Source organism: Paenibacillus sp. V4I7, assembly GCF_030817275.1.
In the GTDB taxonomy this organism is placed as follows: domain Bacteria; phylum Bacillota; class Bacilli; order Paenibacillales; family NBRC-103111; genus Paenibacillus_E.
Window position 1 is genome coordinate 2,245,526 of record NZ_JAUSZD010000002.1, and the last position, 16,337, is coordinate 2,261,862.

The window sequence follows — 16,337 nt, forward strand, 5'->3', positions numbered from 1 at the left end:
AGGTTGCAAATTCATAGAAATCCCCAACTTGTACGGCGCTATATAAAGTTTTTGAAACCTTACCGGTTTTATATTTTGACGATTATCGTTCTAGGTATCCTTCAATTTGCAGCTCCTTTGACTGTACCCTGGATGACGAAGATTATGGTCGACGAAGTGCTTCCGCAAAAAGACAGCTTATGGACCCTGGAAAAGGTGATCATGATTTTGGCTTGCGTCTACCTGTTTAGTATAGTGACCAACTTCTTACGCCAATATGTAACGGCAAAAATGGGTAATTCCATGATCATAGATATTCGGTTTCAGTTATATCAACACATGCAAAAGCTATCCCAACGATATTATGACAGCCGTCAAGTTGGGAGCATTCTGTCCCGCATACTTAATGATGTGAACGGTGCACAAAACTTGGTCGGCGGCGGGGTTATCAACTTGTTGATAGACCTGTTTCTTGTCCTCTTCGCGGGTTTTATGCTTTTCAGTATGGATTGGAAACTTGCATTGCTATCCTTATGGCTTCTGCCATTCTACTACTTAACGTTTACGAACCTTAATGTACGGATTCGTTTTGCTTGGCGATCTGTACATCGTCAGATGGAGCGAATCTCCGGTGTATTGGTGGAACGAATCTCAGCAATGAAGGTCGTGCAGGCGTTTAATCGAGAAAAGATGGAACTTAGTCGATTTAAGAAGCAGGCCACTGCTCACTACTCCTATACGATGTCTGCTCACCTTTTGTCAAATGCACTAGGCCGTATCAGCCAAACTTTCCAAGACGCAGGGGGACTGATTATATGGTTTGTAGGGGGGAGTATGGTGATCGGCGGAAGGATGTCGGTAGGAGAATTGATCGCGTTCCAAGCCTATTTGTCCCAGCTATATGGGCCCATTCAACGTTTCTCCGATGTTAACGTCACGATTCAAAATTCGCTGACGAACGTTGAAAGAATTTTTGAAGTTTTTGACATTCAACCTGACATTCGAAATAAGGAGAACCCTGTTCCTTTGAAAGTTTGCCACGGCGAGATTGAATTCGATCAAGTCAGCTTCGAGTATGTCATTGAAAGACATGGACAGCAAGCCGAATCTCACCAGAGGGATCAAGATAAGATGACGAACATAAAGCCTGGCAAACGTTTTTATTGGATTCCGCCTAAAATGAAGCCTGATCCGCTTCCAATGGTTCTTGAGAAAAGAAAGGCTCTAAGGCGGATTAGCTTCCATGCGAGGAGCGGGGATGTCGTAGCGCTTGTTGGCCCAAGTGGCGGTGGGAAGTCTACCATTATTCATTTAATTCCTCGTTTTTATGATCCGGACAAAGGTAAGGTTTTGTTGGATGGGGTGGATTTGCGAGATTACGATTTAGAAGATGTACGCAGCCATATCGCTCTTGTGCTCCAGGACAATATTCTGTTCTCAGGAACGGTTTATGAGAATATTGCCTATAGTAACCCTAAGGCTACCAGGGACGAAGTATACACGGCAGCAAAGGCAGCTAATGCCCATGAATTTATCGAAGAGTGGGAACTGCAGTATGATACTGTCATCGGGGAACGCGGGGTCCGACTCTCTGGTGGGCAAAAACAGCGGATCGCAATTGCCAGGGCACTTCTAAAAAATCCTCGAATCCTGATTTTGGATGAGGCGACATCAGCATTGGATGCGGAGTCGGAGTACTTGGTTACAGAAGCTTTGGAAAGATTGATGGAAAACAGAACGACGTTTGTAATAGCGCATCGTCTGGCTACGGTTGTTCGAGCAGATCAAATACTTGTTGTCGACCGGGGACGAATTGTGGAGCAAGGCAACCACCAAGAGCTGCTTGCTCAAAATGGTTTATATCGCGAGTTATACGAAAAGCAGTTGATGGCAATGAGACCTGAAGAACTGAATTTAGCACTGAAGTTGAAAGTATGATGGACCTATATAAATGAAATACTGCCCAATGAAAGCGTTGCAATTTCGTAATAAAGTAAGATTAAATAAATGATTAAGCAAAAATCTAAGGAGGTTCAAAGAAGTATGAAAAAGTATCTGAAATCATCCTTGTTGATTGCGATAGCAATCACCGCTATTGCAGGCTGTGAGGCAGAACCTACAGCACAAAGTCCAGACGTCCCAAAAACTACGAAGGCACCGGATAATGAATTGTTCATTTATACGGTGTACCCTGCTTTTTATGCGAAAGAAGAAAATTATGAGAAGCAAATCGGGCAATACCTGAAGAAAAAGTTTCCCGATATCTCCTTTAAACATGTTCATTGGGACAATCCGGGTCGACAGTATAAGGATCTGATCGCGGCCGGCACGATTCCCGACATCATCATCGAGAATTCGAGCGGCAATTATGAAAAGAGTATTATTAAAAACGATCTCCAATACGATATGACCGAATTGATCAAAAAATATAATTTTGACACCAGCAAATTAAATCCAGCAGCTATGGCGAAGATGAAAAACAAGACTCCGGAAGGGAAAATATACGGATTGCCTTACCAATTAAGCGATTTCGTGCTTTTCTACAACAAGGATATCTTTGATAAATTCGGGGTCGATTATCCCAAAGATGGCATGACATACGATGAAGTTTACGAATTGGCCAAAAAGTTGACTCGTGTAGAAGGAGAAAATACATATAAAGGCTATCAACAGCATCCCGGTTTGTATATGACTTATAATCAACTAGGGCTATCGCCGTTCAGTTTGACGGAGGACAAGGCAGTACTAGCAACGGACGGATGGAAGAAGCTTGTTGACAACTTAAGGCGGTTCTATGAAATTCCGGCTAACCAGTTTACTTCGGTTGACCATTTCCCCCAAGGGAAAATGGCGATGAGTGTCCATGTTTCAGAGAAAATCGTTCAATGGTATGAGCAAAATAAAAACCTGAATTTCGATATCGCTGCCATGCCCTCCTTCTCCGATGCTCCTAATACGAAAGCGCAGCCTAATATGTACGCAGCTTTTATTACGAACCAATCCACGAAGAAGGACCAGGCGTTCCAAGTTATCCAATATATGCTTTCTGAAGAGATGCAAGTCAATTTAGCCAAAGAAGGCATTATCGGCTCGCTGCAGACCCCTGCGGTTCAAGAGGCGTTTGGGAAAAACTTGCCGCAAATGCAGGGTAAGCATGTTCAGTCGATATTCTACGGCCAAAATGCGATGCCTCCGGCTGCTCGGGCAGCAGGCTTAACCTATATTGATGTACCGCTGCATAATGTTTTCTCTCCTTTGATTTTTGGTGAATCCAAAGATTCCATGACCGCACTGCGGATGATCCAAGAACAATCGACCAAAGGTATTGAAACAGAAAAAGCCGCCAAATAACTTTTTTCGTCGAAACTCCAGTTTAAGGACTGGAGTTTTTTCTCGAAGCTGGGGAGGAAGAGGAACAAATGAACTTAATGCAACTGCAAAAAAAATTTGCTCATGCAGATCCGCGTTTCGGACCAGTCCCCTTTTGGTGGTGGAGTGCTGAAGAGGTAACGGCGGAACGAATTCGCTGGCAAATGAAAAAGTTTCGAGACGGAGGGCTGCGCAACATCGGTATTATTAATTTGGCCCCTACAGGACCGCAGTACGGTTCCGTGAGCGATCGTCCCGTTTATGCCAGCGAAGATTGGTGGTGTATGTTCGAGGTTGCTTTGCGCGAAGCGGAGCGACTGGGTATGTATCTTTGGTTTTACGACCAAATTGGTTTTTCCGGGTCCAACATGCCGTCTCGTATCGTCACAGAGCATCCGGAAATGACTGGGTATCAATTACGCCGTTTCACGCACGGCGAGGAGATGCCCAAATCCTCGGAAGTCCTTTATGAAACAAACGATTATGTTTATGCTTCGGTACGTCAGGGGTTCAATTGGCTCGACCCTAAGGCAACGGGACAATTGATTGACCGGATTCATGGTGAAATGGAGCGCCGCTTCCCTTATGATCTCGGCAAGACGATTGCGGGAAGCTTCCAGGACGAACTTCCACCGCTTCCTCTGTGGACACCTGAATTGACGGCTCGTTACAAAGAAAGGTTTAAGGAGGAACTAACGCCTCTTCTACCCGCCTTGTACGATCCGCTTCCTGGCTATGAACAAGTGCGTCGCCGAGTATACCGTCTTGCTGCTGAGCTTGCCGAACAATCGTTCTTTATTCCACTCGGCAATTGGCACCGACAGCGCGGAATGCTCATTTGCTGCGATCAAGCCGGACCAGCGCGAAGAGCGGATCCTAACGGGGCGCAGCGGCTTTATTTGGATTATTTTCGGACACATCGATGGTATAACGCATCGGGAAGCGACATGGATGGCGAGATTAAGCCACATTCGTCCATGGCGCATTTACACGGCGGCTCACGCGTGTTCTTAGAAGCATTCCATTCCAGTGGTTGGGGCGGGACATTGGAGGAAACGATGCATTGGTTGATTCCCTGGTTTCAAGCGGGAGCAACCGTATACAGTCCCCATGCCGTTTACTATAGCACCCGTGGCGGTTGGTGGGAGTGGGCTCCGCCCGATACGGGATGGCGTCAGCCTTATTTCGAGCATTATCCAGTCTTTGCCGACACGATTAGCCGTGTTTGTTATTTATTAAGTGAGGGGACGCACGTTTGCGACGTTGCTGTCCATTACCCGTCTTATGCGGTATGCGGATACTTGTCTTTGGCGGATGGGAAAATAAATGAGCACCCGATGGGAGTCTCGAATCGTGAGCATAACAATCAAGTAGCTCATATCCAAAACGTATATAAGAAAATAACAGGCAGTTGGAGCCGCAGAGATCACAAGCAGCCTGGTGCGCTAAGGAAAGCACAGCTAGATTTCGATATTGCAGACGATAGTGCCTTGCAAAAGGCGACGTCAGATAAGGGCAAACTTAAAATAGCGGATGAGCGTTTTTCCGTTTTACTTTTGTGCGGAACAACCGTTATGGATGATGAAGCACGCACACGAACCGAAGCTTGGTTGAAAGAAGGCGGTTTTGTGATTGCCGTAGATGTGCCAGAGGCGGAGCGGGATTTGGCTGGTGCCGTATATGTAGATACAGCGGAAGAGGCTGTAGTACTGGTGGAATCCCGTATTCCGAAAAGGGTGGAGGGACCAGGTGAATCCTTGCACCGCAAAATCGAGGATGCTGACATCTTCTTACTGCTTCCAGAGAACGGAGCTTTGTTAAACATGCATCAACCTGCGTGTCCGGATACCGTTTTACCGGGGTCATCTGTTTACCGGATAAGAACAGATCGTGAGCCCCAGCTTTGGGATCCAGTCAACGGATCTATGGAGCCGATTCCGTATAAACGGGAAGGCGAATGGATTGAAGTACAAGCTCCATTCACATCCTGGCCTGCTTCGTTGATCGTGTGCGCAGAGACGAATACAGCTAATTCGGCTGCAGAATATAATCGTGAAGACTTCACAATTCGTCCCTTTCCTGCTCAAATTGGTCAATTGGAAGCGAGTGGGAAAAGGCTGGAGTTGGCATCTAACGACTGGCGAATCCAAGTGGAGCCCACTTTGGACAACCGGTATGGGGACTTTGATTTGCATGGAGAGCTTAACGGCTTTCTGCCGACCGAACGCCGCATGATGCATGTGCGCTTAGAGAGGGAACAGTCGGAGGGAGAAAAGGCTGGCTGGCAAAAACCTGGTTTGGATGAATCCAATTGGCTGACGAGATTGTGGAGTGAATCCGCTTATTGGCATGTATGCCATGGAGAAGAGTTCGACGAATTACGTTCTGTTCAGAAAGTGTACAGCAACGTGTTTGGAGATCTTGCCATGCGTTCTTGGGCGGGCCGGATGGGTCGTGTTCCTCGTCGATTTCTCAATCTTGGTGAATTGAAAAAAAGAGAATTCGTTTGGGCAAAAACATTTGTGATCGCACCTTCGGGTGGACGCTACTGGATCCGGTCGGAAAGTAACGCCAACATTACTGGACGTATCAATGGCAAGGAGATTGCATGGAGCGGAGGACCCGAGGAACAAACGGCATGGATCGAGTTGCAGGAAGGGAGCAATGAGCTGCTACTCAGGGCTGAAGCTATCGGCAACGGTGTAATAAGAGCTGGTATCGAAGTGAACACGATCGCGCGTCCGCCCCTTCCAAAATGGCTATTTACCCAGCATCCTAATTTACAATCCAGCTTGATGAACCAAGTCGAAAGCAGACGAGATCACCCATTTCAGCGGGTTCGAATCGTGTTTGCCGCTCGTGGGAGAGCCATACTTTATGTGAACGGTGTCAATGTGACTGAACATGGGGATTTCAACCCTTATATCCGGCAAGGTCAGGAAGAAGTTGATGTTACGGATCTTTGGCAATACGGCATGAACGAAGTCAGAGTTGCTTTACCCGAAGGGAAAGGCGAAGTGTTTGTAGACGGAGTCATTGAGCTGCAGAATGGTGAAACCATTACTTTCTTCTCTGGGGAACATTGGTCCGACGAACAAGGGAATGCTCCGGGTATCCATCATTTCTCCGTTCTCCAATTTGCGGAAACGGAGTCGTTATGGATTTCCGCCAGGCCGCATCCACTTCCAATGGTGGGCTGGCTTATGCCTGAATCTGTTCCCGAGCCGAAGCCGCTCTCTTTCTCTGCTGATCCCTCCTGCAATGGAAGACCCGTTTGGCTGCGCTTTCCGCTACCCATAGGAGCGATGAGAATGCGTATCGAAAGCGCAGGGGAGATGCGCGTTTGGATTAACGGCTCAGAAATCGCAGCAAGTGACGGCAATATGGAATTTGAGCCACAGCCAGCCGGAACCTTAGCGGCAGTTAGAATAACTCCTGATGGATCGTCTACGGAAGCTGCCGTTCTTCTTGCACCGATTCGCTTCGAGACGATACCTGTACAAGGCTCGTTGGGCGATTGGCGGACCTCACTTTGTTTGCCCCATCATAGCGGTGCTGTGGAGTACGAAACAGTATTTGAGACTTCTTCTCACGTTGGTACCGAACTTGAATTGGGGCACGTCAGGGGGACTGCGGAAGTGTGGGTAGACGGTATGCCTTTAGGCGTGAGGCTATGGAGACCGTATCGGTTCACGCTGCCCAAATTGCCCGAAGGCATGCATCGGCTTCGGATCCGGGTGACTAACACGCTCGGCACACACTACGAAGTCGGCAAGCCAACAAGTCTGGTGGGAGGAAATCCAGAAGTAACCTATTGGAACCGAGACCGAAATGATGATGAACTTGGTTGGCAGGAATGGTTCCCCACCGGCGGTTTATATGGACCTGTCGTGATCGTTACAGATGAGGTTTAAGTAAATTTTTGAGGTTATTCGAGCATAAATGGGCTAGGACGACAAAGCCGGTACTTCATAAGCGAAGATATACCGGCTTTGTTCTATTTTAAAAAATAGATGGATTAAACAACCTATAATCATGGAACTTTTGCCCTATGATGCTGCACTTATTCTATTATACATTTTAGTCAAAGCATCGAGACATCGGATATGTGAACCAAAGATTCGCAAGTAATTGCAAGCGTTATCAAAAACGAAATCCATTGTAGGAAAGGAGGGATCATTGGATTTTTTGTAGATCATTGTTTAGACAAAAACTCACTATATTGCATCTGGAGGTGTATAAATTTGCGTATTCAAATTCAACGAGTACTATGCTTCGCATTGTTGTTTAATGTTTTGCTAGGAGTTGGAATGCTGGGGCAACCTCCTGCAGCTGCCGCAGATTCAGTTGTCGAACCAACTACTTTGCTGGACAAAGATTTTTCTAGTGCCATAGAGGGACAGTCGGCCTCGCAGCTTGGTTTTGATTATTCCACACTTCCTTCAGGCGCCACAAGCAGCGCAGTAGTTGAGGTTGATCCGGTAGCTAAACAAAAAGCACTGCATCTTACTGTTAACGGTGCGGGTACCAGCCAGTTCTTGATCAATAAAACCTTCAGCGAGACAAAAACCGGTACTGTAACGGCAGAGATAACTTTTATGCAGCCGGGTACTTCCAAAGCCAAGGACCAGATTATTTACCTCACGAATGCTGCAGGGACAAAATCGCTGGTGATTGCGGGTTTGGATTCGTCGAAGGGTGTAGTTTATTGGCCTGATACAGCACCAGTCGATCTCAAAACACCCTATCAATTGAACAAATGGCACACGATAAAAGTTGAACTAAATACACTGACGAAGAGATTTAATATGTGGTTCGACGGTACACTTATCTCTGCCAGAAAAAATACAAACGATGCCATTGATGTGAAAAAGATATCCATCGGCACCCCGTCGGGCAATGGCGAACTTTACGTCCGCAGCATAAAAGTTACGCATACTCCCCCGAATTATAAGCCAGCAAAGCCTGAAATCGCTTACTGGGTAGGGCGTGATAAATCGATTGCAATGTGGGTGGTACCGAATGCATGGGCTTCAAAATACAGTATAAAAATAAAAGAGAAAGCGGAAGATCCTTGGTACACAGCAACCACATATACATCAGTTCCTACGTCAATTCCGCCTTATGCATCTCCTTCGGCCAGCAGAATTTGGGATCCTGTAACCAATACGGCTGTTGCTTTAACGAATGGAAAGACATACATAGTAGGTGTAGCCGTAATTACCAGGGATGAAACAGCAAAAATAGATTATGAGGGTGAAATTGCGGAATTTACAGCCACCCCCTATGCTGTCACACCGATCGAAACTCCTGAAACCAACGTGATCGGAACCGTTACGGCATATAACAACTACAATGCGAACAGATGGTCAATCAATTCCGGTCTCCAAGTTGGTGATGAACCATTTGCAGACAGAACGTCTGCACTCAAGATTACAGCTTTTCCTGATAAGTATAGCCGTATGGACTGGATCAAAACGCATGCAGATACAATGAGATATACCGGAAGCACTACGGGCATGCAGATTGCTACCTTCCCGGTCCGGGATAAGGCAACGATTTATGTAGCAATGGATCAAAGGGAAATTCCTCCTGCATGGCTATCGTCTTCCTCTGGATGGGCAGATACGGGTGATACCGTACAGTTGGCCGACACTGCACTTACTTATTCATTTAAAATTTACAAAAAGCTATTTGCCTCTGGAGAGACGGTTACAATGGGCCTCAATAACGTAACCGATTATAATGCAGGCAAAAACGCCGGTTACTTCGTCATGGCTGAGCGGGTTCCGACTGGTTTGAAAGCGGATTCATTTGTGCCTTGGACGAATAAATCCAATTACACATTGAAGGGTTCCTTAGATGAAACTAGTGTAATCTTGGCCGTCTATAACAATCAAACTCTTGTCTATGACAGCAGACTAGAGCAAAATCAATTTTCTGTGGATGTCGAGTTGGTTCCTGGCATAAATAACATTGAGTTAATAGCAAGAAGAAATGGCAGCACTTACTCGGATAAAATCTCTGGAGTTGTTCATTTCGATCCGGTTGCACCCGTTCTTCATATGACTGTACCACCAACTTCCGTGAAAGACTTTCATTACAACGTGCAAGGAACTGTAGATGAGGAATCAAAAGTAACGATCAAGAACAATGGCGTATCGGTTGCAGAATCCGTATACACATCGAGTAACGTTCCTTTCTCTTATCCGGTGCAGTTGTCAGAAGGAATGAATCAAATTGAGATTTCCGCAATTGACGCTGCGGGTAACGAAAGTTCGAAAAGCTTTTCGATCGATTACACGTTCTGGGCAGGAAAGCCGAATTTTTATGATTTAAATGAAACAGAGATGAATTCGCTAGTTTCATCAGGTGATCTGATTGCGCAGAAGCAAATAACCAACACTACATCGAATGCAAAGCAAATTACGCTGTTGGTTGTGTTATTTGATGCGAACATGAAAATGGTGGATTTTTCGACGCTTATTGAAGAATTTGCCCAAGGAGAAACAAAAACGTTGAGCACCGGATTTATGCTGCCTGCACAGGTGAATGGCTATCATGTAAAAGCGTTTATTTGGGACAGTTTGGACGGGATGAAGCCGCTATCCGAGGAATCGATTATTGAGTAGCATACGCTTACGATGTAAGTTTTCTTACGAAAACTCAGCATATGGCGCTCTGCGGTGAAGAAAGTTTTGCTAAAGCAAAACTCTAAGGAGGATAATACATGAAGAAAGCCCTAAGCATAGGGATGTGTCTATTGCTTGGATTAAGCGTATTCCCGTTCACCATGAATGCAGAAGCTTCAACGACGACTACTACGGCACAGACAACATCTGTACTCACGAATCCGACAGGATTGACAGCGATTTCAGGCGATAATCTAGTGACTTTATCCTGGCATTCCGTATCGGGTGCCGTATCGTACAAGGTGAAACGAAGCGCGATCAACGGTGGTCCGTATGAAACGATCACAAGCAACATCTCGACACCATCTTTTACGGATACCACTGCTTCAAACGGCATGATTTACTACTACGTGGTATCTGCAGTTAGCTCAACAATGGAGAGCATGATCTCGAATCAGGCTAAAGCTGCACCGTATACTCCAATTTCGGGGGCTCCTGTGATTCCTGATGATTTCTCGGCCACAGCAAACGACGGCAGCGTAGAATTATCTTGGACGGCAGTTCCTGGAGCAGCTTCTTATTCTTTGAAAAGAGGCGGTACGAGCGGTGGCCCGTATACGGTCATTGACAGTAGTCTAACTTCAACGACTTACAAGGATACTACGGTTACAAACGGAAAGCAGTACTACTATGTCGTTTCCGCTATAAATTCTAGCGGTGAAAGCCAACATACAGATGAGCTTATTGTTTCACCTGCTAGGGTTGTTACTGTAGCACAGGATGGAAGCGGCGATTTCACAAACGTGACTAATGCTCTCGCAACCATTCCCGCTAACAATAATGTCCGTACGGTCATTTATTTGAAAAAGGGTACATATCGAGAAAGATCTCTCGTAACCGCTCCTTATGTGAGCCTTATGGGCGCTGGTCGGGATGATACGAAAATTGTTTATGACCTTTCAAACGCAGATATGCCTAACCAAGCTGTAAATGGCGCAACCGTAGCTGTAAGTGGAGATTATTTTACTGCAGCTAATTTAACGATTGAAAATGATTCCAAACCGAGCGATGGTCAGGCTCTGGCCCTATCCGTTAACGCGGACCAAGCTGTGTTTGAGAATGTGAAGCTTGTCGGTTATCAGGATACGCTGTACGCGGGTATTCGAGCGACTAGCCCGAGAATCGGCAGACAGTATTATCGCAACAGTGTGATTATGGGCCGTACAGACTTTATTTATGGTCCGGCCAGCGCGGCCGTATTTGATCATGTCGATGCAGTCAGTATTAATGCAGCGGACTCGGGTGGTTATGTTACGGCAGCTGCAACAAAAAATGAAACCGACCCTGGCCTTGTGTTCATCAATTCAAGGCTATTGAAAGACAATTCCACAAAGGGCCTTCATTATTTAGGTCGCCCATGGCAGGATAAACCTTCTACGCGTTACATAAATACCTGGATGGATAGTCATATACAGCCTGAAGGATGGACGACCATGCAAGTTCCGCCTTTCTTCTATGGAGAATATAACAGCACGGGTCCGGGAGCAAGTCCAGATACTCGGATCATGAGTACTCAAATGTCAGCCGAGGAGGCAAGCGCATTAACGATTCCTCGCATGTTTGATGGATGGGATCCGAGTAAAGCTGTCATTATTCCTATGATGTTTCCAAAACTTACTCCTGCTGTTTCACCGGCGTTGCCAGATGGGCAAAATGGCGCTTATACAAAACCAGTGGTCGTTTATATGGAAGAGAACGGGGCGCTTCCTGAGGATAATCGGGTTCAGTATCGAATAAATGGCGGAAATTGGGCTCCCTATACGGCTGAATTCGAGGTCGGCCAAACAGGTACGAACGTGATCGACTATCGTTTTGTCAACAAAGCAGGCAACGCGAGCGTAGTAAAAACATTAACAATCAAGATCGATCCAACTGCAACAACAAGAGTTCCGGCTTTCCCAGGGGCTGAAGGAGCCGCCATGTATGCAAAAGGTGGCCGTGGGGGCCAGGTTTATGAAGTAACGACCCTCCAGGATTATGACACAACGAAAGGCGAAGCCGCTATTCCGGGTTCTTTGCGAGATGCTGTGAGTACGGGAAATCGGACAGTTGTGTTTAGAATGTCCGGTACGATTAACCTGAAGAGGGAGCTGGATATTACTTCCGGCAACTTGACGATAGCAGGGCAAACTGCACCTGGTGACGGTATAGCTGTTAGCGGGTATATGGTTAAGTTCGGAAATAACGACGTAGGAACAGATTTAATCATTCGATATATTCGTTTTAGAAATGGCATTAACGTGTTAAGCGATACGGCTGACATTACTGGCAACAATATTATTGTTGATCACTGTTCCTTTAGCTGGAGCTCGGACGAGACGTTCACCGTGAAAAATCGTAAAAACTTTACCGTCCAGTGGAGCATCATTAGCGACAGCTTGAATCAGTCCATTCACGGTAAAGGAGCGCATGGTTACGGGGGGATATGGGGTGGAACGAATGCGAGCTATCACCATAATCTGATCGCAAATCATAACAATAGAAACCCGCGTTTTGACCGACAAACAGATCCGGATAATTATCCGACCAAAATCGACTATCGCAATAACGTTGTTTATAACTGGGGTACAAACTCAGCGTACGGTGGCGAGCAGGCAACGGGCATCAACATGATCAACAACTACTATAAGCCGGGTCCAAGTACCTTTGATCATGTAAAAAACCGGATTGTCTCGCCATCCAGCGCAATTTTCAGCGGCACATGGTATATCGACGGCAATTATATGGAAGGATCACCTGATGTTTCGGCAGATAACTGGGTTACAAACAGCAATGGATCATGGAAAGCAATCATCCCTGAAGGACCACTAGTTCGCAAGTATAAGCCGATGGTTATTCCAGACGCATCGGATCCTATCGGTGGTTCCGTTACTACGGACACGGCGCAAGTCGCCTATGAGAAAGTGCTGCAAAGTGCGGGCGCCTCTTTGCCTAAGCGGGATTCTCTGGATGCTAGGATTATGAATGATGTTAGGAAGGGTTCAGGGAGAATTATCAATTCAATCCAGAGCGACGGAGGATTGCCCGAATTAAATTCGGTACCTGCACCTCAGGACAACGATCACGATGGAATCGCAGATACTTGGGAATCTGAAAATGGTCTTAATCCGAGTTTAAATACGGACGGAGTTTCGATCGCTAGCAATGGATACACGAACTTGGAAAACTATATCAATTCTCTGGTAGTTTCGGTCTCCGAAAATCCGACAATCACGACATCAAGTCCTAAGCACCAAACATCGTTTCAAGTTGGTAGTCCCATCACGATTGCTGCTGATGCAGTAGATAGTGAGGGAATTGCTAAGGTTAAGTATTATTCGGGTGATCAAGAGCTTGGTGAGGATAATACGGCACCGTATTCCTTCACTTGGGAACATGCGCCGGAGGGCGAGCATTACATTTACACGAAGGCGATTGACAACGCAGGATATATGACTTTGTCCGCCGTAAGCATTATTTATGTGAACGGGCCTAATAACGTAGCCCCTTGGACATCACAAGATATTGGACAAATACCAATTTCTGGCATCGCCAGCTTGGAAGGAACAACATACACGGTGAAAGGATCCGGAGAGTTGAGAAGCAGCTCGGATTCGTTCCACTATGTGTACCAGCCAGTTCAAGGAAACTTTGAGATGCTCGCGTATGTAAACTTTGATTCCGAAATTGATGATATCGCAAAGGCCGGATTGATGATTCGCAGCAGCCTTGCAGCCGATTCTCCCGCTACGGCTATCGTATTAACACCGGAAACGAACGAATCCATCGATACGAGCGGAAGAAAAGCACTCTTTATGAACCGGAGCAAAGCAGGGGGAAGCTATAGCACAAATAGTGTAACATCAAGTACGCTTAAAGCACCTTTCTGGTTAAAAATCGTAAGAAATGAAAATGTTATTTCCGGTTATGTGTCTACGGACAAAAATAGCTGGGCGCTGGTTGACTCTGCAAATGTGAATTTGCCAGAACAGGTCTATGTCGGGATGGCTGTTGACGCAGCTAAAGCGACAAGCAACTCTGATTATTTAACGGCCGCCACATTTTCTGATGTGAGTTTTAATCGATCTGCAGGATTTACCATTAGCAATGCAGTCAGCGAAACAGTTAATATTCCAATTTACACGATAAAAGGGAATATGATTGATAGTGCTAAATTGACGGTTGCAAATAATGGAACAACGGTAGTCGACGCCGTATATACAGAAGCTGGATCGGACTTTGAACATCAAATTCAGCTCGTTGATGGAGTAAACACGATCACAATTTCTGCGAAGAGCGATCTGCTCGGCGACGTGGTTAATACCAAAACCATCACGGTAACGTACAACAAATCTGCCGTTGTGATTACAAGTGAAATACCTGCGACCGTAAACACTGCTAACTTTAACTTATCGGCTAGTGTTAGCAGAAATTCGAGTGTGACGGTTAAAATAAACGGAAATACGGTGCTAGATAAAGCTATCCAGTTGGCAAACGAACCGTTTAACGTTCCGTTAAGTTTGCAGGAAGGTCCGAACGAGATCGTCATTTATGCTGTTGACGAGTACGGCATCGATTCAACGAATACGTACTCAATAACCTATGTTCAAGATTGGGGCAGCGGACTGTTTACTTTTTCGGGGATGATCTTAAGCGATTTGACTGGAAACGAACTTTCAGGCTTAAGCGGTTCACAGGATACAATGGTGACTGCGACCGTTCATAACAATTCCGAAGTCGCTCAAAGTGGTGTATTTGTCATTGCTCTTTATGACCAACAGGACCGGAAGGTCAAATATTCCTTCATAACTCAAACGGTTCCTGGCCAAGGGGATAAACAGATCAAGGCGGTTGTGAATGTGCCGAAGGATGTCACCGGATACAAAGTGAAGGCGTTTGCACTTAAAAAAATGTCCGATCATACACCGATTTCCAACACGGTCATTAGTCCTTAAGCAGAGAGACTTTGAGCTGCGCTCAAAGATCCCTATATTAGGAGGAGGAATACGATTGAAAAGATGGTCAATAATCATACTATCGCTCCTATTGTGCTTCGGTATGATGGCTCCGCTCGCGATGGCTGCAACCTTGACGGTAAGCGCATCGTTTGATAACGTCACCCGAATCGCAACGATTTCAGGCCATTTAGGTTCAGAGGAAGGGCAAATCGTCAGCATACAAGTAAGAAGCCCTTTGAATCAGTTGGATTATTTGAATCAAAGTAGGAGTGGTCCAAGCGGAGCTTTTCAGTTTACTTATAAGATCAGCCAAGAAGTTCAGGGAACGTATCTCGTAACCGTCGGTGGCCAAAACGCTGAGGCGATTGCCACTGCCACATTTAATGTTGAACCTGTCATCGTGGAGCTTGAAGCAAAAACGTCACCAGAACTTCCTGACGGACAAAATGATTGGTACTTGCACCCGGTTGACGTTACCATCGAGGCTGTAAATGGCATTCCCGAAGACAATAAGATCGAATACCGCATAAATCAGGGGGATTGGACAACATACAGTTCAGCGATTAACGTTAATACGGATGGTACTCATACGGTTGAATACCGAAGTGTTGATGAAGAAGGAATTCCTGGCAAAGTCAAGTCAACGACCATTAAATTAGACACACAGTCACCGGTTACCACCGCTACCGCAAGTCCAATTGATGGAAAGAACGGCTGGTATATCTCGAGTCCGACGGTTACGCTTGCAGCAACGGATAACATCTCGGTCACCCAAACGGTATATCGTATCGACGGAGCTGAGTGGTCTACCTATTCTCAGCCAGTTACATGGTCCGTTTACGGCGTCCATTCGCTTGAATACAAGAGTATCGATCAAGCTGGAAATGAAGAAGCAGTAAAATCGATATCGCTGAAGGTTGATAAAGCAGCCCCAACGCTTAGTATCGCATTGGATAAGACCGCTTTGTGGCCTGCGAATAAAAAGATGGTAACAGTTACCGCCAATGTTTACGCACTAGATGATATGTCCCAAATCGACACCATTATTCTGACTTCTATTACAAGCAACGAGAAGGTAGAACCAGACGATATTCAAGATGCACACTATGGCACGTTTGATACATCCTTTAAACTTCGCGCAGAAAGAACAGGTAAAGGAACGGAGCGGGTATATACTATCATGTATATAGCTACAGACCTAGCGGGGAATAAAGCTATTGCAACGGCAACGATTAAGGTACCTCATGACCAAGGCCATAACAATAACGAAGAAAGAACCGATTAACGGGGAGGACAAGAACATATATCTAGATCCGCGCCTAGCGCGGTTTTTTTTTTGTATTGTTAAGGTATCAATAAT

The 16,337-nt window shown here is 45.8% G+C and carries 6 protein-coding genes; all 6 read left to right on the forward strand.

Annotation, left to right across the window (positions count from 1 at the left end; translation table 11 throughout):
* Positions 1 to 3: 3 nt before the first annotated feature.
* A complete protein-coding gene (locus QFZ80_RS11310) occupies positions 4 to 1,917 on the forward strand; it encodes an ABC transporter ATP-binding protein (RefSeq protein WP_307558928.1) in 1,914 nt (637 codons plus the stop codon).
* 105 nt (positions 1,918 to 2,022) lie between these two features.
* A complete protein-coding gene (locus tag QFZ80_RS11315; protein ID WP_307546632.1) occupies positions 2,023 to 3,330 on the forward strand; it encodes an ABC transporter substrate-binding protein in 1,308 nt (435 codons plus the stop codon).
* 68 nt (positions 3,331 to 3,398) lie between these two features.
* A complete protein-coding gene (locus tag QFZ80_RS11320) occupies positions 3,399 to 7,262 on the forward strand; it encodes a hypothetical protein (RefSeq protein WP_307558930.1) in 3,864 nt (1,287 codons plus the stop codon).
* 330 nt (positions 7,263 to 7,592) lie between these two features.
* On the forward strand, positions 7,593 to 9,980 hold the full coding sequence (locus tag QFZ80_RS11325) for a hypothetical protein (RefSeq protein ID WP_307558932.1): 2,388 nt from the start codon (positions 7,593 to 7,595) through the stop codon (positions 9,978 to 9,980).
* Between the two features lie 98 nt (positions 9,981 to 10,078).
* On the forward strand, positions 10,079 to 14,974 hold the full coding sequence (locus QFZ80_RS11330; protein WP_307558934.1) for a pectinesterase family protein: 4,896 nt from the start codon (positions 10,079 to 10,081) through the stop codon (positions 14,972 to 14,974).
* A gap of 55 nt (positions 14,975 to 15,029) precedes the next feature.
* On the forward strand, positions 15,030 to 16,262 hold the full coding sequence (locus tag QFZ80_RS11335) for an OmpL47-type beta-barrel domain-containing protein (protein ID WP_307546624.1): 1,233 nt from the start codon (positions 15,030 to 15,032) through the stop codon (positions 16,260 to 16,262).
* The last annotated feature ends 75 nt before the right edge of the window (positions 16,263 to 16,337 follow it).